16 protein-coding genes are annotated in these 21,628 nt (G+C 32.2%); 14 read left to right on the top strand and 2 right to left on the bottom strand.

All coding sequences use genetic code 11. The features are described from left to right. Nucleotides 1-62: 62 nt before the first annotated feature. From D1818_RS18470 to D1818_RS18405, 14 genes are all read left to right on the top strand, one after another. The gene (locus D1818_RS18470; RefSeq protein WP_158596915.1) at nt 63-3,281 is read left to right on the top strand and encodes a TonB-dependent receptor; all 3,219 of its coding nucleotides are present in this window, start codon (nt 63-65) and stop codon (nt 3,279-3,281) included. A 921-nt stretch (nt 3,282-4,202) separates the two neighbouring features. Next, nucleotides 4,203-4,892 (top strand): hypothetical protein, encoded by a 690-nt coding sequence (locus tag D1818_RS18465; protein WP_118460551.1) that lies wholly within the window; start codon nt 4,203-4,205, stop codon nt 4,890-4,892. Then, on the top strand, nt 4,877-6,268 hold the full coding sequence (locus D1818_RS18460; protein WP_118460549.1) for an RtcB family protein: 1,392 nt from the start codon (nt 4,877-4,879) through the stop codon (nt 6,266-6,268). The genes D1818_RS18465 and D1818_RS18460 overlap by 16 nt, the downstream gene beginning before the upstream one ends. 56 nt (nt 6,269-6,324) lie before the next feature. Then, complete coding sequence (gene prfH / locus D1818_RS18455; protein ID WP_118460547.1) at nt 6,325-7,020, top strand: peptide chain release factor H; 696 nt, start codon at nt 6,325-6,327, stop codon at nt 7,018-7,020. 4 nt (nt 7,021-7,024) lie between these two features. Next, the gene (locus D1818_RS18450; RefSeq protein ID WP_118460545.1) at nt 7,025-7,579 is read left to right on the top strand and encodes a tetratricopeptide repeat protein; all 555 of its coding nucleotides are present in this window, start codon (nt 7,025-7,027) and stop codon (nt 7,577-7,579) included. 50 nt (nt 7,580-7,629) lie between these two features. Beyond that, entirely contained in the window at nt 7,630-8,178 is a 549-nt protein-coding gene (locus D1818_RS18445; protein WP_118460543.1) for a hypothetical protein, read from the top strand. Between the two features lie 62 nt (nt 8,179-8,240). Continuing rightward, nucleotides 8,241-8,804 carry a 3'-5' exonuclease gene (locus D1818_RS18440; protein ID WP_118460541.1) on the top strand — a complete coding sequence of 188 codons (564 nt, stop codon included), beginning with the start codon at nt 8,241-8,243 and terminating at the stop codon, nt 8,802-8,804. A 201-nt stretch (nt 8,805-9,005) separates the two neighbouring features. Continuing rightward, nucleotides 9,006-9,752 (top strand): DUF547 domain-containing protein, encoded by a 747-nt coding sequence (locus D1818_RS18435; protein ID WP_118460539.1) that lies wholly within the window; start codon nt 9,006-9,008, stop codon nt 9,750-9,752. Between the two features lie 214 nt (nt 9,753-9,966). Further along, complete coding sequence (locus tag D1818_RS18430) at nt 9,967-10,872, top strand: hypothetical protein (protein ID WP_118460537.1); 906 nt, start codon at nt 9,967-9,969, stop codon at nt 10,870-10,872. Nucleotides 10,873-10,956: 84 nt separating this feature from the next. Further along, nucleotides 10,957-12,339: a cytochrome-c peroxidase gene (locus D1818_RS18425; RefSeq protein WP_118460535.1), complete on the top strand. Its 1,383-nt coding sequence runs from the start codon at nt 10,957-10,959 to the stop codon at nt 12,337-12,339. 184 nt (nt 12,340-12,523) lie between these two features. Next, a complete protein-coding gene (locus tag D1818_RS18420; protein ID WP_118460533.1) occupies nt 12,524-13,915 on the top strand; it encodes a cytochrome-c peroxidase in 1,392 nt (463 codons plus the stop codon). Between the two features lie 538 nt (nt 13,916-14,453). Then, on the top strand, nt 14,454-15,338 hold the full coding sequence (locus D1818_RS18415; protein ID WP_118460531.1) for an rRNA adenine N-6-methyltransferase family protein: 885 nt from the start codon (nt 14,454-14,456) through the stop codon (nt 15,336-15,338). 32 nt (nt 15,339-15,370) lie between these two features. Next, nucleotides 15,371-16,696, top strand: coding sequence for a hypothetical protein (locus tag D1818_RS18410; RefSeq protein WP_118460529.1), 1,326 nt, complete (start codon nt 15,371-15,373; stop codon nt 16,694-16,696). 11 nt (nt 16,697-16,707) lie between these two features. Continuing rightward, nucleotides 16,708-18,006 carry a hypothetical protein gene (locus D1818_RS18405; protein WP_118460527.1) on the top strand — a complete coding sequence of 433 codons (1,299 nt, stop codon included), beginning with the start codon at nt 16,708-16,710 and terminating at the stop codon, nt 18,004-18,006. On the opposite strand, the gene D1818_RS18400 is transcribed toward D1818_RS18405, so the two are convergent. After that, complete coding sequence (locus tag D1818_RS18400; protein ID WP_118460525.1) at nt 17,998-18,906, bottom strand: 2OG-Fe dioxygenase family protein; 909 nt, start codon at nt 18,904-18,906, stop codon at nt 17,998-18,000. The genes D1818_RS18405 and D1818_RS18400 overlap by 9 nt on opposite strands. Further along, nucleotides 18,903-21,620 carry an ATP-binding protein gene (locus D1818_RS18395; protein WP_118460523.1) on the bottom strand — a complete coding sequence of 906 codons (2,718 nt, stop codon included), beginning with the start codon at nt 21,618-21,620 and terminating at the stop codon, nt 18,903-18,905. Before D1818_RS18395 ends, D1818_RS18400 begins: the two co-directional genes overlap by 4 nt. Between the last annotated feature and the right edge of the window lie 8 nt (nt 21,621-21,628).

The following is a 21,628-nucleotide window of genomic DNA, read 5'->3' as shown; positions in this document are numbered from 1 at the left end:
TGTTTCGATAAGCGTGTTTTTATATGGTTAATGATACACTCAATTATATTTTAATTTATGAAATGAGTCATAAAAACTTGTTGGTACTTACCAAGAAGATTATTGGCGAATTCCATCTGACAATTAAAAACAATACATACAAACAGATGAAACTTTTTCTTAAAGTTATTTTTATATACTTAATTCCCTATATAGCAATTGCTCAAGAGACTACTGGAACACTTCAGGGAACACTTACAGATACTCAGAACAACCCAATACCATTCGCGACTATTCAATGTATTGATGTCTCTACCAATTATAAATATGGAACTATCTCTGAAGAAAATGGGTTTTATAATATCACCAATTTATCTCCTTCTAACACTTATAAAGTACAAATTTCATCCGTTGGTTATCAGACCATCATAGAAGAAAATGTTACCATCCAATTGGGAAATACCACTATTAAAAACTTTGTCATCTCGGAGGATAGCGTATCCTTAGAAACTGTTGTTGTAACAGGTTCTTCTAAAAGTCAAAAAAACGGTAACGAAACCTTACTAGGAAAACGAGAACTCAGGACAACCCCAACAATCAGTAGAAGTATTCAAGATCTTACTAAAAATCTAACCGAAAACAATCTTAATTCTTTTGGTGGAGCCAGTAATCGTTTTAATAATCTTAATATCGATGGTATTGCTAATAACGATGTCATTGGCTTTCAGGAACCTGCCAGTGGTGCTGCTGGATCTTCAGCTAATGGAACACCAGGAAGTCTCTCCAGAACCCAACCAATAGGATTAGGTGCAGTAAAAGAACTTTCCGTAAAACTAGCTCCGTTTGATGTAAGTATCGGAAATTTTAGCGGTGCTAGCATTAATTTAGTAACTAAAAATGGGACCAATACCACAAAAGCAGAAGTATATGGATACGGAAACAATCAGCTTTTATTAGGCAACTATGCGGATGGTATTAAGCAAGAAAGTGCTAACTTTTATGATGTTCAATTTGGAGGTGGAATCGGTGGACCGATTATAAAAGATAAATTATTTTATTATGTAAATATAGAACAAGCACTTTCTGACAATCCTGTATTAAATGCTCCTGGTAGTTCTACATCTAATATTTCTTCAGAGGATGTACAATTAATTTCGGATCGTCTAATTTCAGAATACAATTACGATCCAGGTTCTTTTACCAACGCCTCTATTAAAACTGCCAGTACCAAAATATTTGCTCGACTAGATTATAATCTATCAGATCAGCATAAAATTACATTACGAAATAACTATGTAAACAGTTTTGCCGATAATTTAGAATGGAGTTCTTCTATATTTAACTTTGGAAATCAAGGATATCGGCACAATAGTATTGCTAATAGTTTAGCCCTAGAATTGAAATCTAATCTTAGCAATGGAATTACTAATCAACTTACATTAGGATACAATACGGTCAAAGAAGATAGAGATTTTGATGGGCGTGTATTTCCACATATCCAGATAGCTTCTAATTCTAGTAATCGAATATTTGCAGGAACCTATCGAGAAGCTTCTGTATATAGTACCGATTTTTCTACATTGCAATTGGCAGATAAAATATCATATACTTCCCAAAAACATACAATTACTGCAGGTGGATTAGCACAATTTCATGATGTAGATTATGGTTTTTTATCTGCCTGGAATGGACGTTGGGAATACCGATCTGTGCAAGACTTTCTAGACGACACCCCTAGTCGTGTACGAGGAGTGTATAATATCAATAATAATGATTTTGATTTTGTAACTAGTCGACCATCGGCAACCGTTTCTGTTATAGAAACTGCGCTTTATATACAAGATCAATTTAGGATTTCTAATCAATTTTCTCTTACTGCTGGTATTCGACTCGATGCACAGTTTCTACCAAGTGACTTACCAATTAGTCAAGAAGTATTAAATACACCAGAATTTAGTCAGTTTGATAACAAAATATCCAATGCCCCTCAATTTAATCCTAGAATAGGGTTTAATTATTCGTTAGATGCTAATAACAACTATAAACTACGCGGAGGTACTGGATTATTTTCTGGTCGAATCCCTTATTTATGGTTTGCGTATGTAGAATATATCTCCGGAACAGAATATTTTAATATTGATTTACGTCCCACAGACACAACTCCTCTTACCGAAAACCTGGCTGATCTGAGAAGCGTACAACCAAATCTTACCGAAATTAATTTAATTGATAATGATTTTACATTACCTAGAGAATGGAAAACAAATCTCGCATTAGAAGCAAAATTACCTCATCAATGGACCGTTAACTTAGAAGGAACATATACCGAAGTATTAAATGGATTATTTTTTCAATCTATTAATCGAAGAAATGAACTTGGAAATTTTGCTGGTGCAGACAATCGCCCCTACTTTTTGCAAACAGGTGAGGATATAAAAATCAATCCAAATTTTACCAATGTATTTCTATTAACCAATACAGATAAAGGATACCGCTACAATATAACAGCAAATGTTTCTAAAAGAATAGGAAATTACAGAGGAGCTATTGGCTATACCTATGGTAAAAGTAAAGATATCTCAAGCACCGTTAGAAGTTCTCCTGCTGCCAATTTCGAATGGAATCAGGCTATTTTTGGTAATGAACCTGCTATTTCTTTTTCTAATTTTGATCTAAGACATAAAATTGTATCCACACATTCTTATGATGTTAATTTTGGAAAAGCCAATACCGCGTCAATTTCATTTTTATATAACGGCCGTTCCGGAAGCCCATACTCATTTGTTTATCAAGGAGATCCTAATCGTGATGGTTCTTCTAGAAATGACCTTGTTTATGTGCCTAGAGATCAATCAGAAATACAGCTAGTAGATATTGTAGATAGTAATGGTTTGGTTACAAGCACAGCAAATGAACAATGGCAACAATTAAATAATTATATCGAAAACAATTCTTATTTAAGAAGCAGAAGAGGTAATTACGTAGAAAGGAATGGAGCCAAAACTCCTTGGAATCATGAATTAGATATGAAACTGCAATATGGAAAACAACTAAAAAATGGACATAGTATCACACTTTCTTTAGATATGCTAAATGTATTTAATTTTATTAATCGTGATTGGGGACGCCTAGTATTTGTGCCTAATGTGGTGAACTCTAGTTTTAGTTTACTCAATTTCGTAGGGATAGAAAATGAACAACCACAATATCAATTTAATGTTGATCCAGATGAGCAACCTTGGAACATAGATTTACAAAATTCTAGATGGAGAGCACAAATTGGGATTAAATATGGTTTCTAGAAATCTTACTTATCTTATTCAGAATCAAAATGAATTATTCCTAAAATTTGGAACTTATTCAATATTAAACTCATATTTGCAATATAAATAAGAACAAAAATCAGTTTTAACTATCTATGAATCTATTTTGTACACATAAAAAAGGACGCTGTAAAGCTGTTTTCTAATCGAAAGCATAGATAAAAAACTAGAAAAACATATATTCTAAAAAGCGTCCAAAAAAATTGGACGCTTTTTTTATGTATTATTTTTTAGAAACTATGAACACTCAATAAAATGTTGTTTGAACGATACTCATAAGAACTACAGTTAATTAGCAAATAGATCAATATTCGTTACTAAACGAACAGGAATTCCCTTGCTTAAAAACAAACATAAATTACTGATAATCAGTAAATTAAATTGAAAAATAATTTGCATACTTAAAAAATAGATTTCATATTTGCACCGCAATATCGACACTGAGCTTGTCGAAGTGCAGCAACAAAAATAATAACTATTAATAACCGAAGTAATATGACATTTAAAAACATATATACATATACACTAAGAGAACAAGGTTCTTTTATGCGTATGCTTCGGGACTTCTATAATTCATAAACTGATTACAACAGTTTGATATAAAGTCCGAAGCCAGAAAAAAGTTTCGGACTTTTATTTTTAGCAACTCCTCTTAGGATTAACTAACACTCAGAATATCAATACTAATTGATATATCGCACCGTCACGTTCAGTTATAGCACTGATCTATCATATTGAGCTTGTCAAAGTGTTGTCTAAGTATTCCGAAAAAATCAACAAATATTAATTTTTTAAACAATAATCAAATGAAATTTTATAACCACAACAGTTAGGGTTTCAGTGATCAAGAGATATGCTGGAATCATTAGTAAGACAATTGTAAATTAAATAAAATGTCTAATGAAACCGGCACATATCAAAAGCCAAAGACAAAAAGAAATTCGTCGTATTCAAAAAAGACAGCGTAACATCTGGGAAGAACAACGAAATCTAGGCTATATAAAATTAGAAAAACCTATTCGTCATGGTTGGTTTAAGGAATCTGTAATTACTAAAAATGTAGAAAAATATAAAAACCAAAAATACATTGAAGAATTACACAAAAAGTTAGAAAAATCATTTTGGGGAAGAACTAAAGAAGAAGCCGAGAAAAATTGGCTTCATGAAACTTCAAAATATTTAATTAACAAAGAATTACCAACCATAAGTCGCAAATCTTTTAATAAGTTAAGTGATGGTGCGCAAAGAATGTGTGTTCCTTTTAGATATTACACTAAGGAAAAAAGACTAAAACTTCGGTTTTATGTCAATTTACCAAAAGGTACTTATAAGATCAAATTCACGAAAGCATATGTTACACATAGCAAACGAATTGATCCTAAACTAGAAAGTGAAGATGCATTACTAGAGCAGCAATTACTAAAAAACGGATACTTCGAAGAGGCACAAAAACAATACAACTGGAAAGATTATTGGCAAATCTCCAAAAGTAGAAAAGAAAAGCTAAAAACGAATAGCAAATTAAGGGATCTAAAAAAATATAAGATCCCAGAAATTATAAAAGAAGAAATATCATGGGAAAGAAATTAAGCGGAAAAGACTTAATCAAATTAGGCTTTCCAAAAAACAATAGTATTAATGTGACATTAGGTCAGATTAATCGATATCAAAAAAGAGTAAAAAAAGAACACATATTAATAGAAGCAAAAAAAGTATTATTAAATCCAGAAGCCTATCAAGGTGATGGCGTATGGGGCAAGATTGCTGAAAGTTTACTAAAGCCAGTGGAAGTAAAAAAACATGCTTTAAAAACTACCAGATCACCATTTCAGATTTATGGAGAAAATGAAATCGATGACCAGGCAAAATACCAACTGTATGATGCACTCAAGTTACCAGTAGCAGTTGCAGGTGCTTTAATGCCAGATGCACATAGTGGCTATGGGTTGCCAATTGGTGGAGTACTTGCTACAAAAAACGCAGTGATTCCTTATGGTGTGGGGGTAGATATTGGATGCAGAATGTGTTTGACCATTTATCCAATTGCTATCTCTTATTTAAAAGGGAAAAAGCATCAATTGGAAAACATATTGTCTGAGCATACCAAATTCGGAATGTATGAAACCCATAAAATAAAGCATGATCATGAGGTCTTTGAACGAGAAGAATTTAAAAATATTCCATTAGTAAAAAGACTAAAAGACAAAGCTTATAAGCAATTAGGAACCTCTGGAGGTGGTAATCATTTTGTAGAATTTGGAACTGTAGCGATTACAGATACAGAAAATGAATGGGGACTGGATGTAGGAACCTATATAGGTGTATTATCACATAGCGGATCTCGAGGATTGGGAGCCAATATTGCAAAACACTATACCTATTTAGCAACTAAACAATGTCCATTGCCAAAGCACGTACAACAATTGGCTTGGTTAGATCTAAATACGCATGATGGTCAGGAATATTGGTTAGCTATGAATCTTGCCGGAGATTATGCGCAAGCATGCCACGATGATATTCACGCCAGAATCGGAAAATTATTAGGATCACGACCTGTTGCAAAAATTGAAAATCATCACAATTTTGCTTGGAAACAAGAAGTAAACGGCGAGGAGTGTATCGTGCATAGAAAAGGAGCTACTCCTGCTGCAAAAGGCGAGCTAGGAATTATTCCGGGATCTATGACAGCTCCAGGATTTATTGTGAGAGGATTAGGAAACCCAGAAAGTTTGCAATCCGCATCACACGGAGCTGGACGATTACATTCCAGAAGAAAGTGTAAAGAGAAATTTACCAAGAGTGATATCAAAAAACAATTAAAAGCAAATGATGTCACCCTGATTGGTGGAGGAATTGATGAAGCACCTATGGCTTACAAGGATATTAATAAAGTAATGTCTAATCAGCAAGAATTAGTTGAGGTAGTAGGAACATTTACACCAAAAATCGTGCGAATGGACAAATAAGATATTGAGGAATTTAATGAATCAAAACTCCTTAATGTTTATAAAAAGAATATAAAATGAAAACTAAAATAATTCAAATAACCGCTGGACGAGGACCCGCAGAATGTTGTTGGGTAGTAGCGCAAGTATTGAAACTATTTCTTGAAGAAATTAAAAATAGTGGATTTACATATAGCATCCTGCAGAGAGACAAAGGTTTCGAAAATGGAACCGTACAATCGGCAACCATACAACTAAAAGGAAAAGAAGTAGACACCTTTTTAGCATTGTGGTTAGGAACCATTCAATGGGTTGGAACGTCTAAATTTAGAAAACATCATAAAAGAAAAAACTGGTTTATCGGAATGTATGAAATCAAACAGACTGAACTGATTACTCTAAATGAAAAAGACATTTCTTTTCAGGCAATGCGCAGTTCAGGTCCTGGCGGCCAAAATGTAAACAAAGTAAATTCTGCAGTGCGTGCTACTTATAATCCAACAGGTGATCAAGTAGTAGTTATGGACAGCAGATCACAACATCAAAATAAAAAAATCGCCATAGAACGATTAAAAGAAAAAGTACATCAAAGTCAGCTTACCAAACTACAAAAATCGTTATCGGATCAATGGGAAAATCACTTGAATATACAACGTGGTAATCCCATTAAAGTGTTTAAAGGAACTGACTTTAAAAAAAATCATAAAAAACAATCGTATGCGTCTAATCGACAACAATTAAAAAAAGATTTGCGTAACGAATTAAAAAACTAGCATCATGGGAAATTTACTAGACAAATATCTATTTCAGGCATTGGATGCATATCCATATAACTTAGAAGAAGCAGTAGAATCATTGAACTATGCATTGTCATATGATGAAAAAAATCCAGTAGCACTATGTTTAATGGGACAGATCTATGCAGAAAACCTAAGAAATTATGAAACTGCAAAAGAATACTACCAACAAGCACTAGCAGAAGACATGTATAGTTTGGATGTATATCCAAAATATATCAATGTACTACTTTGGAATGAGGATTATGACGAAGCAGAAAAGCTAATTGATTTTGCTTTGACCTTAAAAGGAACTGATAAAGCAGTGCTATATTTAAAAAAAGGAATCCTTTTTGAACAAAAAAAAGAATATAAAGCCGCGCTTAAAGTCCTAAAAACTGCTAAGATATATGCTTATAACAACTATTTCATAAGCGATATTGAAGGTGATGAAAAAAGGATCAAAGAAAAAATGCCTAAAAAGAAGAAGAATAAAAACAAAAAGAGTAAGAAGGCAAAGAAATCTTCTAAAAAGACAAAGAAAAAAAATAATTAATAATAATCTGTCATTCCAGCTTACGCTAGAATGATAAAAAATCAATATATATGGGAGCTCCACATAATAAAAAAAGATATGGAGAGCTATGGCCGAACTATAGAATCCAATATGCACTAGCTGCACTAGCTCCATTAAAAGAATTAGTAATACTTTCTGGAGGTTGGGCTTGGCATTTTCTATCACATGTAGGACATACAGAATATAAACACGCGCATGATCATAAGGATATTGATCTTTTTATTGATCCGAAAAATGTAGCGGAGGTAATGAACATATTACTGGAAAATGATTTCCAAAAGGTATGGACGCGATATGATAAATTACCAAGTGATGAGAACTTTAGACGGTACGAAAAAACCGTGATCATAGAAGATGAAAAATCGGTAAGAATCACGATTGACTTTTTTGTAAAAGCGAACATTCCAGTTCGTAATACAAAAGGATGGACGATCGTAGAACCCTCCTACCTATTAGGTTTGTATTCTAACATCCATTCTAGTGACAAATGTTGGGCAGTACAGGCTGCGATCAAACTATTAGATCAAAACATTGATCCTTTAGATAGAGAAGAATTAGTAACAATTCCGAAAAAATAAAAATAACCAGACCTTACAATCTGCAACAGCAGACTGTGAGGTCCATAATTATAAAGACCAAAATGAAAACAACAAATACAATCATAATTATAGACCTAGAAGCTACGTGCTGGAATGGTCCTGTACCAAAAGGACAGGTAAACGAAATTATAGAAATTGGTATCTGCTTATTAAATACAGAAACTGCAGAAATTTCTAAAAATAAAGGAATCCTAATCAAACCAGAATGGTCTGAAGTAAGTCCTTTCTGTACAGAATTGACCACTATTACAAAAGAATTGCTAGATCAAGAAGGAATTTCTTTTACCGAAGCTTGTGAAATTTTAAGAACTGAATATCTAGGACATCACTATACTTGGGCAAGTTATGGTCAATACGATCTGAATATGATGAAGAAACAATGCAGCTTCAGAGGAATAGAATATCCGTTATCACAAAACCATATTAACGTAAAAGAGCTTTTTGCTCAGACCAAAAGTTTACGAAAAAAGGTTGGGATGAAAGGTGCTTTAGGTATTTTGGATATTCCTTTAGAAGGAACGCATCATAGAGGTGTTGATGATGCTAAAAATATTGCTAAAGTTTTGAATTGGTGTTTGACTCAAAATGAGAGCCAAAATATATAAGGGAAATTTCAAATTAATAAAAATTGTTAAATTTTAATAATGTTATGTTAATGGTTTTACAGTAATGTAGTTACAATCTTACAATAAAATGTAAGAAATTACGTGTATTTCATCGAATTTTTAGACATAAAACCTGTTTTTAATCTATTTTTTAGGTAACTTATCTAACTACTAACAAAAAAACCCTAAAATAACTTCAAAATGAAAACTCTTAAAACCCCTTTACTTTTTTTAATTTCATTGTCATTTATCAACATTAATTCACAAGAAATTGTCGATCATAATGCGTGGGATCAGATTCTGATTCTTAATGTTACCGATGAAGGTTTAGTTGATTATGACGGTGTCACAAATGACGTATTAGTATTTTATAAATACTTTAGATATCTACAGAATATCTCTCCAGAAGATAATTGGAGTAAAGAAGAAAAGTTAGCTTACTGGCTTAACGTGTATAATGCCACTGTCATGAAAATGATTATAGATGAATATCCAATTACATCAATTAATCAAATAGAAAACCCTTGGAAGCGCAAAGCATTTAAATCAAAGGATGTCCGATATAGTTTAGATGATATTGAACATAGTATCTTAAGAAAATTTGGAGATCCTAGAATTCATTTTTTACTTAACTGCGGATCTATGTCTTCTCCAAGATTATGGAACAGAGCATATACCAGTAGTAATATAGGATACGCTTTAGAAGAAAGAACTAAAGAATTTATTAATGATCCACAAAGAAATCAAATCAACTCTAAAACAGTTAGAATCTCCCAGTTATTTCAATGGTATGAAAATGATTTTATAAGTAACCACACTAATGTAATTGATTTTATTAATGAATATGCAACTACTCCAATCGACAAAACAATTGTCAAAAAATATGTTACATATGATTGGTCGTTGAATAAGAATAATGAAAAAACTCCAATTACGAGTAATAACTAAATCTAGTTTTTTGGTTATAACTCCATTGATTATACATTCTAATTAACATCGAACAACGTAACGTTTCCTAATCTAAAGGATAGTAAAGTAAAAAATGTGATGAATTTCTATTCATTAACGGGTTACACCACGCTATTTAATTAAAAGCTTTTTTAAAATCTATTATTTGACATAACCTTATACATAAATACTTTTAAAACCTAAATACCTTAATATGACTAACACAATCAACCCAAAAAAAGCATTCATAATACTATGTCTAGTATGTATTTCATCAGTATCCGCCCAAACCATTATCAATGGTTTTTTTCCTAAAAAAAAGGATTTTACGGTGGCCACTTCTTATTCATATAAAAGCTACGATAACTTTTTCAGAGGAAGTACAGAATCAAAAGCTAATCCTATGAATATGGGCGAAATATCCTCTACAATTGTAAGCGTATATGGAGAATATGGTATTCTAAACTGGTTATCCACCGCAGTTACTTTGCCATATATTTCTACCCAAAATGAAACAGGAGTTTTGGATCCTGTATCTCAAACAAGTGAGGTAAGTGGTGTACAAGATTTAAGCATGTTTCTAAAGGCTAAAGTGCTGGAAAAAAATTTAAAAAATTCATCCAAAATAGCTATTGGTGGTGCCGCCGGAGTATCTTTACCTGTTGGAGGATATGAAGAAGCAGGGATACTTTCCTTAGGTAACGGAGCTACTGCATTTGACGGATGTGGTTTCATACAATTTAAAACCGCGTCTAATCTATTTATAGAATTACAAGCCGCTTATAGTTTAAGAAATAATTCGGATTTCGAAATACCAAATGCCACACTATTTAGTGCCAAACTTGGGTATTATAATAAATGGTTTTATGCACACGCAAAAATAGGCTCCCAAAATTCATTAGATGGATTTGATATTGGATCTCCAGAATTTGCCGCAGCGGGAGGGGCACAAGCATTACCAGAAACCGAAGTAGATTATACCAATTTTTATTTTGACCTATACATTCCTATATACAAACAAAGTTTTGGAATTTCTTCTGGATATACAACAAACATGAGTGGAAAAAACTTTGATAGAGCCTCTGGTTTTTCTTTAGGGTTGGTATATAAAGTAGAATAACTTCTAAGACACCTATAATTTCTAACCTAACCAATAAAAAATAATGTTCCGCCAAAAATTATTATTATTATTATTATTATTATTATGAAAAAATATTCTTTTTTACTACTATATCTCATTTTGGTTTCTTGTGAAAATGACGATTATATTTTGTTAAATGATGAAATAGATAATACATCCTTTTCTAAAGCACCTTCAGGCCCAACAGGATTAGATAAACAGATTTTAGATGATTTAGAAAATATTTCTGGTGGTGTTGGAGTTTCATTTTTTATTCTTCCAGAAAGTAATCAATATAGTAATATTCCTCAAGATCCGTTAAATCCAATTACTCCAGAAAAAGTAGCATTAGGAAAATTACTATTTCATGAAACAGCTACTGGAGGAAATCCGACAACACCTTCTAATTTATTCACGTATTCTTGTGCTTCATGTCATCACGCTGCAGCTGGATTTGGTGCCGGAATTAGACAGGGTATTGGAGAAGCTGGAATAGGTTTTGGAACCAATGGAGAAGGAAGAGTTTTCAACCCTAATATCCCAACTGTAGATGCAGACATACAGCCTATTCGTTCTCCAACAGTTTTAAATGTAGCATATCAGGATATTATGTTATGGAATGGACAATTTGGAGGTTCAGGAACAAATCTAGGTACAGAGGCAAATTGGACAAACATTCCAGAAAATTTCATTGGGTTCGAAGGTGTAGAGGTTCAAGCTATTAAAGGGCAAGGAGTACACCGATTATTAGTTGACGACAGCTTTGTCACTAGTTTTGGATATAAACAAATGTTTGATGATGCCTTTCCGAATTCAGCGATGTCAGAAAGATACAGCACCACAAATGCAGCCTTAGCCATTGCTGCCTACGAGAGAACCATATTACCTAATCAATCACCCTGGCAGCAATGGTTAAACGGAAATTATAGCCTATTATCCAACAATGAAAAAAAAGGAGCTAAAGCTTTTTTTGGTAAAGGAAAGTGTTATCAATGTCATACGGGTCCTGCATTAAACGACAAGAATTTTTATGCTTTTGGAATGGGGGATTTTGATAACACTAGTGAAGCATTTGTATTAGATCAATCAGGTTTCGAGAATGTAAAAAAAGGAAGAGGTGGGTTTACTAAAGTAACCACAGATGATTACAAGTTTAAAACCCCTACCCTTTATAATCTTATAGATAATGGAGTTTATGGACACGGAGGAACTTTTACTTCGGTGAGAGAAGTGATTGAATATAAAATCGAAGGTGTCCCAGAAAATACAGAAGTACCAACAGAAAATTTAGCCGAACAGTTTGGTGATATTAAACTAAATAAAACCGAAATAGACAATTTAGTATTGTTTATCGAAAATAGTTTGAGAGATCCAAATTTATCAAGATATGTCCCTTTAACTATAAATTCTGGAAACTGCTTTCCTAATAATGATTCCGCATCGAGAATAGATCTCGGATGTGATTAATTTTTTAAACCATTATTACCCCTACGTTCTATACACTAGAATACAATGTCATTTTTAAATCATGCTAAGTTTATTAAAATCTATTCCCCCAAATGGATGAGTCTAAACCGATGTATTAATGAACTTAGCACGATTACAGAAATAATTAATTAACAAAAACATCACTTAGTTTAAAATTATTTTCATGAAAAAAATACACTTTTTTGTTATGATTTCCGTGCTGTTCTCCTGCGATAAAGATGATTACATATCATTACCTGAAATGGATCAAAATCAACAATTTATTTCAAAAACGTATTCAGGAGAACCTACAGAATTAGATATAAAACTATTAGCAAAGCTAGATAGTGTAAGTGACGGAGCAGGAGTTTCTTTTTTTATGTTGCCAGATAACGATGATTACAATAGTATTCCTCAGGATCCCTTAAATCCAATTACGGCAGAAAAGGTGGAACTAGGGAAATTACTTTTTCATGAAACTGCTACTGGAGGAAACCCCAAAACGTCATCCAATTTATTTTCGTATTCCTGCGCCTCTTGTCACCACGCTGCTGCCGGATTTAGCGCTGGTATTAGACAAGGTATTGGAGAAGGTGGTGTAGGGTTTGGCACCTCAGGCGAAAGCAGAGTTTTTAATAATATTATCCCAACAAATGATATTGATATACAACCCATTCGCTCTCCTACCATATTAAATGTTGCTTATCAGGATGTAATGCTTTGGAATGGACAATTTGGAGGTACAGGAACTAACGAAGGAACAGAAGCCAATTGGACTAACATTCCAGAAAATGCTTTAGGTTTTCAAGGAGTAGAAGTACAGGCTTTAAAAGGGCAAGATGTGCATCGATTATTAATTGATAAAAAGTTTGCAAAGAATTTCAACTATAAAAAACTGTTTAACAAAGCATTTCGGGATATCCCAAAAGAAGACAGATATACTAGAGAAACAGCAGGTTTAGCCATTGCGGCATATGAAAGGACTGTATTGCCTAATCAATCACCCTGGCAGCAATGGCTGCAAGGAGATTTCGGCGCCCTAACGAATAAAGAAAAAAAAGGAGCCAGAATGTTTTTTGGCAAGGCTAAATGTTTTAAGTGTCACACAGGGCCTGCCTTAAATGACAAAAAATTCCATGCCTTAGGGATGGGAGATTTCGATGATTCTGGTAGTGCTTTAGTTATAGATGACACCAATTTTCCAAATGTTAAAAGAGGAAGAGGAGGGTTTACTAATAAACCTAGAGATTACTATAAATTTAAAACACCTACATTATATAATCTTATAGATAATGGAGTTTTTGGACACGGAGGAACATTTACTTCTGTAAGAGATGTAGTTGAGTATAAACTCAATGGAATTCCTGAAAACATTGAAGTACCAGAAGAAAGATTAGCCAACCAATTTACAAATGTTCAGAATCTTACTGAAAACCAAATAACTAACTTAGTATTGTTTATTGAAAATGGATTAAGAGATCCTAATCTAATGAGGTATGTTCCCGATCACGTTAATTCAGAAAACTGTATTCCTAATAACGATACACAATCAAGAATAGATCTAGGATGTTATTAATTCTGTACTATAATTATGATAAGCATTAATAATTCGGTTTCTAAATTACTGATGCTTTTTAAAATACTTTTTTTGTCCCTTAATATTAAACAATAAAATGTAATGCCATTTTAAATCATGCTACGGCTCATTGAAAACTATTTCCCAAATAAAATAGCCTAACACAAATTGCTCAATGAGCTCGGCATGATTTTTCTATACGTAAAGCTTACGCCACAATTAATTTTACGATATCCGAATACTGATCACCAATAACTTTTTAGAAAAAACGTCCCTTTTTAATCTAAATTAATATTCATTAATTAGTGATCAGTTTATAAACAAAAATCAATTCTTCACTATTGTATTTTATCTACATCCGGTATTATGAATTATACGTTAAGTAATTCGATCGTATTATTAAAACGCGCTACTTTATAAATACCCTACCCCTGACTACCTTAACTTTTATAAAAACATTTTCGTTTTTAAGTTTTATCCCTATTCATATCTATAACACTCATAATTATTATATTTACTAAAAACAATCACTAAAGGAATGAAAGACAAATTATTTGAGGAAGTAATTGATAATTACGATGCGCTAAAATACAGCCTGTTAAAAGCACAAACGTTTGATGAATCACATTTTGGTTTTCCTGAAATCTACTATAAGATTATGGAAACCGATAAGCAACGTGTGGATGCTTTTCATAAAGCATTTCAACTTAATAATAATTTTAAAGATGCTACCGTTTGTGAAATTGGTGTAGGAACGCTTCCACTTACCAAATTATACATGCCTTTTGTAAAAAAAGCGTATTTAATTGAAAACAATCCAGATCTGATTCCTTTTATTAATAAAGAGATTGCTAAATACCCTTGGGCAGATAAAGTAGAGGTCATCTATGCCGATGCATTAACGGTTGATCTACCAGAAAAAGTAGACTTCGTCGTAGGAGAGTTAATGAGTATCTATTGTGCTAATGAGTTTCAGGTACAGATTTTTCAACATATGCGGGATTTTTTAAAACCTGGAGGAAAACTATTTCCTAATCGTATTGTAAATTTTGCGAGGCTTTGTGAGGCAGAAATTGATGCAGATGTTCATCATTATCCAGTTAATTTTACCAGACATCAACCAATGTTTTTAACTCAGCAATTTCTTGTTAATGAAATAGAATTATTAAAAGAAAAGAAACAAGGTGTAAAACTTAGCTTTTCGGTTCCGGTTCTCTTCTCAGGAACAGTGAATGCTTTATATCTAGAGTCTTATGTGGAAATTACGGAAGGATCTAATTTTACTGGTACGGATAGTTTAATGCCACCAACAGTACTAAAAACTACCAATACACAAGAAGTAGAAGCTGGAGATTTGGTACATATTGATTTTAGTTTTGATTATGGTTCTTCTTTAGATGACATTAGTTGTGTATTGTCTTAAGCCAACATCAAAAAAGTTTTTATAGTTGGTAAATGAATCTGGATAAATTACTTTCTAAAATATTTGGGATAAAAAAACAAAAGTTTGAGTTTACCCAAAAGGAAAAAGATATTCTTTCTCAAGAAAAATCTATCCCCCATGAAACATCCGCTATGAACGTTGATGATGCTTTTAATATGGATTCAGATCAAATAGCTGGAAACAAACGGGCAGCTTTCGAAGAATTAATTATTGAAATATATGAGGAAGCTAAATTAAAATCTGATTTAGAGACGTATAATCTATGGGCAGAAGATTTTGATTCTTTGGAATGTTATAAAATTTTGATTGTAAAACCAAGACAAGAACAAAAAGAATTTATTTTATTCTTATTGAACAGAATAGTTGATCAGGAGAGGAACTTAAAAAAAATCCCTAATCGTTTTAAATCTGAAATCATTAACCGTTTATTAAGATTCTTATTATCTTTTAGCGAAGATGAAATACAATTCCTGATAAACTTTTGTATCCGTGATGATAGTAAATTTGGACATTTGATCTCATTAAAACTGATCATTAATCAATTAAAAACATATGCTCCAAGACAACAATTTTCTAAATCTTTCCTTCGATTTCTAAAGTCTTTTTTAACGAGTAGAGCATTAACCAGTACTGCATTTGAATCTTACACAAATCAAATTACTATTTTACAAAGAATAATACAAAATAATTCTGGAATCTATAAGAATAACGGTGAACCATTATATTTATTAATATCTGATCATTTTGGTGGTTTTGTAAACAAAAAGATATTGGAATTAGAAGTAGATCAAAAAGAAGGGTTGTCCGAAATTGCTCATAAGTTTAGTAATTATTCAAATACTAATTCGCCGGAGTCATATTTTAATATTATCAAATTTTTAATTCCCACAGTAAGATTAAAAGAACTTGAAATTTACTGTAAAATCTTTGTAGAACGTGCTGTGTTTTTTAAACCCAAAGTACGCTCGGTTTATGCTCGCACAGATTATCGAGGTAATTTTTATTATTATAAATACCAACCAATTTCCAAAGAAAACCTGATGGTACTTAGAGGTTTTGTTTTCCTGGTAGCACATTTCAAGCTCGAAACTTGCCTGCATTTATTTCATAAATTAATTGAAAGATCATATTCCAAAACAAACGGGGTTGCCCTTGGTAACGGTCATAAACTTGTTGGAGAACCAAGTATCCATATCTTAATGCATTATTTTGAAAACAAAGGGCGTAAAATTTTATTAGAGTTGTATCATGACACAAAATTCAAGTCCATCAAATCTCAAATTAAAAAAGAGGCAGCTAAATTAAAAGAAGAAAAATTATTTTGGTTATCACCTTAAGGTATCATTATATGGACATCAAAAAGATACTTTCATTCTTAAGGTTCAAGAAACCTTTTAAAATATCAGAAGAAGAATTAGTACAGATTAATTCTGATACACTAACTGAAGAAAGAGGAATCATCAAAATTATCGATTTAGATGTTATCAACACAGATATATCTCAAGTCGAGGAATTATTATTCGACATTTATGAAGAGGCTAAAATGAACTCTAATTATGAGGATAACGATCTTTATAAAATTGGTTTCAACTCGTTAGAGTATTATAAAAAATTGATCACATCGCATCCGGAAATTAAGAAGCAATTTTTCTATTTTATTTCTCGGGATATATCAAAAAAAGAGCGTTCAAGACGTAAGAAAAATATAGAAACTAGCTTAGAAGTTCCCGAAAATTTTAAGTTAGCTCTCTGTCAACAGGTTCTCAACTCTAAAATACGACTAAGCAATACTGACTTTACGCATTTTTTTAATCTATGGAAGAATACATATCCATATTACTACCCTATACGTCCGTTATTACGGCAACTACAAAAACATGCTTCGAATTATAAAATAAGTCCTGAACTTAATACTTGCTTACATTCTTTCATACGTTCTAAATCTATACAATACTTACCCATAAAAGAATATATGGAAGCCAAAAGTATTATTCATAGGATTATTCTAGAAAACAGTAAAATAAGTTTAGTCCCTTCTTCATATGTTTTCCAATTATTACCAGATCCATTCGGAACACACGTAAATAAACTCATTTCTGGTATGAATGAAAAGTATCAACATAATTTTTCTAAAATACTAAAACTCCTTTGTCATAGAATAAATCAAACCACTGTAGCACAAATCGATACGTGCATTAGCAATATCGATGAAGATAAATTTGACAGCTTTTTATATGGTATTATTCGTAAGGCAGCTTATTTAAGGCTAAGAAGTGTTACTCTAAGAAATAGAGTATATAATTCCAAGGATAATATCTATGGCGCTTACGAACAGATATATATCGAAAATATCAACCTAATAAAGGGTTTAATGTTTATTGCCAGCACCAGAAAAAACCAAAAACACATACAATTGATTACAATTATTTTGGAACGATGCTTTAGTGTTACTCTAGGTAGTAATTATGGTGCTACGTCCAGATCGCTTGGTATTGTCTGTATTAAAACACTTGCATATAAATTTGATATAGAAGGTAAAAATAAATTACGTGAACTGTATCAAAAGACTAATTTTAAACTTATAAAAAAACAAATAGAAAAAGAATCAAAAATTTTAGAAGAAACCATAGGAGTTTCTTTACTCTAAAATATCCATATCAAACCCTATAATATCTCGTATTCCAGGGTTTGTGATATCCTCTGGTTCAATCGGAGTTACATAATGCCAAAGATCATTTCCGAAAGTAAATTCCTCTCCTGTATCGGCTTGAAAAATAAATTCTCCTGGCTGTAACACTTTTTTGTAGATAAGTTCATTAGTATCCGAAGCTGTTTTTTCATAAACTTGACTTTCTGCACCGGTTATGTTTTGCCGATTCACCACTAATGCAGACATGATATATTGAGCACCATCTTCGTGTACTCCTTCTGGAGAGTTTTCTCCTTTTATTTTTTCTTCGGAAATGGTTCGCATAAAATGACTCGTAATCTGAATTTTTCGAACTTCTGGATGTATTTTTTTAACAAGACCTGCCATCTTTTTAAGCAATTCAGAAAATAACTCGTTCTCTACAGCTTCCCTTGTTGCTTGTTTAAAAACTCGTTTCCATACTCTAAAATCATCTACATCCTGCTCAAAACCTTGTTGGACGATTCTTTCTACAAAATATTGATCATCCCATATCTCAATCAAAAAAGAAGAAATATTTCGTTGTCTTGTAATGGTCGATAATTGATCAAATTCTTGTTTTTGATTCGCATCTAACTGTTCTATCCAATATGCTAAGGCGTCTATCGTTCTTGTACCTTCAAAATAAGGTTTATGCAGCTTTTCAATCGATACTGAATCTGAAGGAAAGACTTCTTTTAAAAAAGTAATTTGTTTGCCTCTTACTAGATATACATCATCTTGTAATTCCTCGAAAAAAGGTTGAAAAAAATGCAAAAAAGAATTTTCATCTATTCCCAAATCAGCAACATTGCCAACTCTAATTGGAGATTTAATAGGTCGACCTAAAGATTTAGATATGTTTTTTTCTGTAATCACTTTTTGATTCTTACTTTTTTACTAATATGCTCTAAACAAGCATTCTTATTAAACAACCAATATGCATAAGGTATCGTTATAATGGGAACCTTTGTTCTAAACAATGTTTTGTATTGATCAATAGAAAATGTTTTTTCTAATGCTCCCGGATACCCTACTAAATCAATGCAGATGGTTCTTTGGTTATAAGTTAATAAAATATCCATTACATATCCTGCCAATAGATAATTAACAATGATATCTTCTTCCTCGATACCTAACTGAATCAATTCTTCATGTACTTCTGTTGCAAAATTATCAATATGTGCTTCAGTCGTACTATGTTGATAATGTATCCTGGTTTCAGACTGATAATCTATCAGCAAATGTTTATTCTTAAAGTTTTTTGCGTCAAAAGAATAGTATAAAAATTGTTTTTGCTTTGCACGAGTGATGCTGACATTAAATACATCTTCTCTATCCAGATATTGAAAAACCGAAGGACTAATATTATTATCAATTGTAAACGTGATATACATTTGATCTCGTTCTTCTCCCTGAAATTCGAAAGGAGTTCCCACAGCAATTCTATGTTTTTTTATTGCAGAAAGATCGTATTCCTCTATTTTATCCTTTAGATAATTTACCTGATCTCTAAAAGGAGAAAGAATCCCAATGGTAGTCGCAACACCAGAAGCTACCTGAAGCTCTTCGTCAATTACTTTTTGTACATCTTCTAATATTTTATCAGCTTCTTCAAGATTTCTACCATCTTTTAGCTTCTCTCCATCACAAAACATCCAGTGTACAGCTGATGATTTATTATGAATCTGTAAGTCTGACATTACTTTTAGCTTATCAAAATAAAATTTCTGATTACTATATCTTATAATACTTGGCACGCTACGATAATGTTCATCCAGAAAGTGAACATTGCTTTGAGAAGGTAATCGTTCCATTGCATAATCTAAGAAACTGGTCTTTCTATAATTCACCACATCCTCACCTTTTAACAAGCCATAATTGTTAGCAGCATTTTCCATTACCTGTCTGGACAAAAAGGAAACATGTCTTAATTGTTTTGGATCTCCTACTACTACCACTTTTTTAGCTCTTGCCAATACCGGAATCATCGTTGTAATATCACATTGAGAAGCTTCATCAATAATTACAACATCAAAAATATTATTCTCTAAAGGGAATACATCACTTACATCAGTAGACTTTGTTATCCAAATAGGCAAACATTGTAACAACGATGGAAAATCTATAGCTTGAAACAACCGCTCTCTCTCTACAACATCTTTTGTCTTGATCAGCTTTAATAATTGAGAAAACGTCTGATCTTTCTGTAACAAATTAGAAATCTTATCCTGATACTTTAAGGAAATAATCTCTTTGATCAATTTGTTCTTCTGATGAATATAATGATCTAGTAATTCAATCAATTGCCAAAAAGGGTACTCTTTTAGCACTTGTTTGGATACATACTTCCGTTTTAATCTTTTGAAAAAAGAAGGTTTATGATCTAGGAATAGTTCTGCATTTTTTATTTCACGATGCTCTCTTTCCTTAATCTCTTCGCTTATTTCTTTAATCTTTTCTTGCGCATAATCAATTTCGCTTTGCTTCTTAGGAATGTAATAATCTCCACTGGATTTTGTGAATCTAGTAATTGATTCTATTTTCTTTCTTAGAGTAGCGCGATGACTTCTTCCGGAACCAGCTCTAATCGAGAGGCCTTTCACACCTAGATCGCTTACAATCTTATCTTGCAATACATCTACTGCTTGGTCCGATTTAGAACATATCAATACACTTTTATTATGATATACCTGATCTAAAGCTAGTGAAGCAATTGTATAAGATTTACCGGTTCCTGGAGGACCGATTACCACAGTTACATCATTTGATTTTACCGCCCGAATAATATCTAACTGCGAGTCACTAAGATTAGAAGGTACATATACCTTCTCTTTCGATTTTCTATCTGAATTAATTTCTATCTTTCTCCTTGAAAAAAATCCTTGAAGCGTATTATTAAATAAATGTCTTTCTTTTATTTCATCGATCTCGTGTAAAACGTTACGACTTGATTTTGATTTCTCGACAATCCCTAAGGCTATTCCAGGAAGTAACTTTAGAGAGGTAGACTTTAGATGACTTCTTAGTTTTTCTCCAGAAATAAGTTCAGGTAACTCTTCTAAAGCACTTATATCTATTTTTATATTTTCATTGAGCTTTCTGGCAATTGAATGGATATCTTGTTTACCAGGCTCCTGATCATTAATTAATGATTTTATCTCCAGAACAAATGAATCATCAAGATTGTAATTAGATTTTAGCAAATTTAGCAACGCATCATTCGCTCTGTTCTCATCAAAGTTATAATTGATATGATACAGTGCTTCACTATTAATATCTAGTGTAGCAGGTGTAACTATTAGAGGAGCACAGATTGTTCTCTTTTTTCCTAGAAAAGTTAGTTTCCCGGTAATAAAAAAACTACACGTTATAAATGTTTTTTCTTTTCTATGTATCTCGAGATATTTGTACAACTCTTCACCAAAATCGGTTTTCATAAAAATTGTATCCTCCTCACGATATAACTGATCAACAGTATTTAGAAAGAATCGTTTATCTACTTTAGTTCCTAAAAAATTAAGTACATCATTATCTCTGAATTCTTGTTTATAACAATCCTGATAGTAGGATAAAACTTTTTCTATGTGCATAGAGTACT

It is taken from the genome of Aquimarina sp. BL5 (assembly GCF_003443675.1).
Lineage (GTDB): Bacteria > Bacteroidota > Bacteroidia > Flavobacteriales > Flavobacteriaceae > Aquimarina.
This window is presented reverse-complemented; position numbering and strand designations above follow the sequence as displayed.

Excerpts from the sequence above, each read along its gene's own strand:
- D1818_RS18425 (WP_118460535.1), top strand. The coding sequence starts at position 10,957 with ATGAAAAAATATTCTTTTTTACTACTATATCTCATTTTGGTTTCTTGT.
- D1818_RS18420 (WP_118460533.1), top strand. The coding sequence starts at position 12,524 with ATGAAAAAAATACACTTTTTTGTTATGATTTCCGTGCTGTTCTCCTGC.
- D1818_RS18440 (WP_118460541.1), top strand. The coding sequence starts at position 8,241 with ATGAAAACAACAAATACAATCATAATTATAGACCTAGAAGCTACGTGC.
- D1818_RS18415 (WP_118460531.1), top strand. The coding sequence starts at position 14,454 with ATGAAAGACAAATTATTTGAGGAAGTAATTGATAATTACGATGCGCTA.
- D1818_RS18405 (WP_118460527.1), top strand. The coding sequence starts at position 16,708 with ATGGACATCAAAAAGATACTTTCATTCTTAAGGTTCAAGAAACCTTTT.
- D1818_RS18410 (WP_118460529.1), top strand. The coding sequence starts at position 15,371 with ATGAATCTGGATAAATTACTTTCTAAAATATTTGGGATAAAAAAACAA.
- prfH (WP_118460547.1), top strand. The coding sequence starts at position 6,325 with ATGAAAACTAAAATAATTCAAATAACCGCTGGACGAGGACCCGCAGAA.
- D1818_RS18465 (WP_118460551.1), top strand. The coding sequence starts at position 4,203 with ATGAAACCGGCACATATCAAAAGCCAAAGACAAAAAGAAATTCGTCGT.
- D1818_RS18395 (WP_118460523.1), bottom strand. The coding sequence starts at position 21,620 with ATGCACATAGAAAAAGTTTTATCCTACTATCAGGATTGTTATAAACAA.
- D1818_RS18445 (WP_118460543.1), top strand. The coding sequence starts at position 7,630 with ATGGGAGCTCCACATAATAAAAAAAGATATGGAGAGCTATGGCCGAAC.
- D1818_RS18460 (WP_118460549.1), top strand. The coding sequence starts at position 4,877 with ATGGGAAAGAAATTAAGCGGAAAAGACTTAATCAAATTAGGCTTTCCA.
- D1818_RS18435 (WP_118460539.1), top strand. The coding sequence starts at position 9,006 with ATGAAAACTCTTAAAACCCCTTTACTTTTTTTAATTTCATTGTCATTT.
- D1818_RS18450 (WP_118460545.1), top strand. The coding sequence starts at position 7,025 with ATGGGAAATTTACTAGACAAATATCTATTTCAGGCATTGGATGCATAT.
- D1818_RS18470 (WP_158596915.1), top strand. The coding sequence starts at position 63 with ATGAGTCATAAAAACTTGTTGGTACTTACCAAGAAGATTATTGGCGAA.
- D1818_RS18430 (WP_118460537.1), top strand. The coding sequence starts at position 9,967 with ATGACTAACACAATCAACCCAAAAAAAGCATTCATAATACTATGTCTA.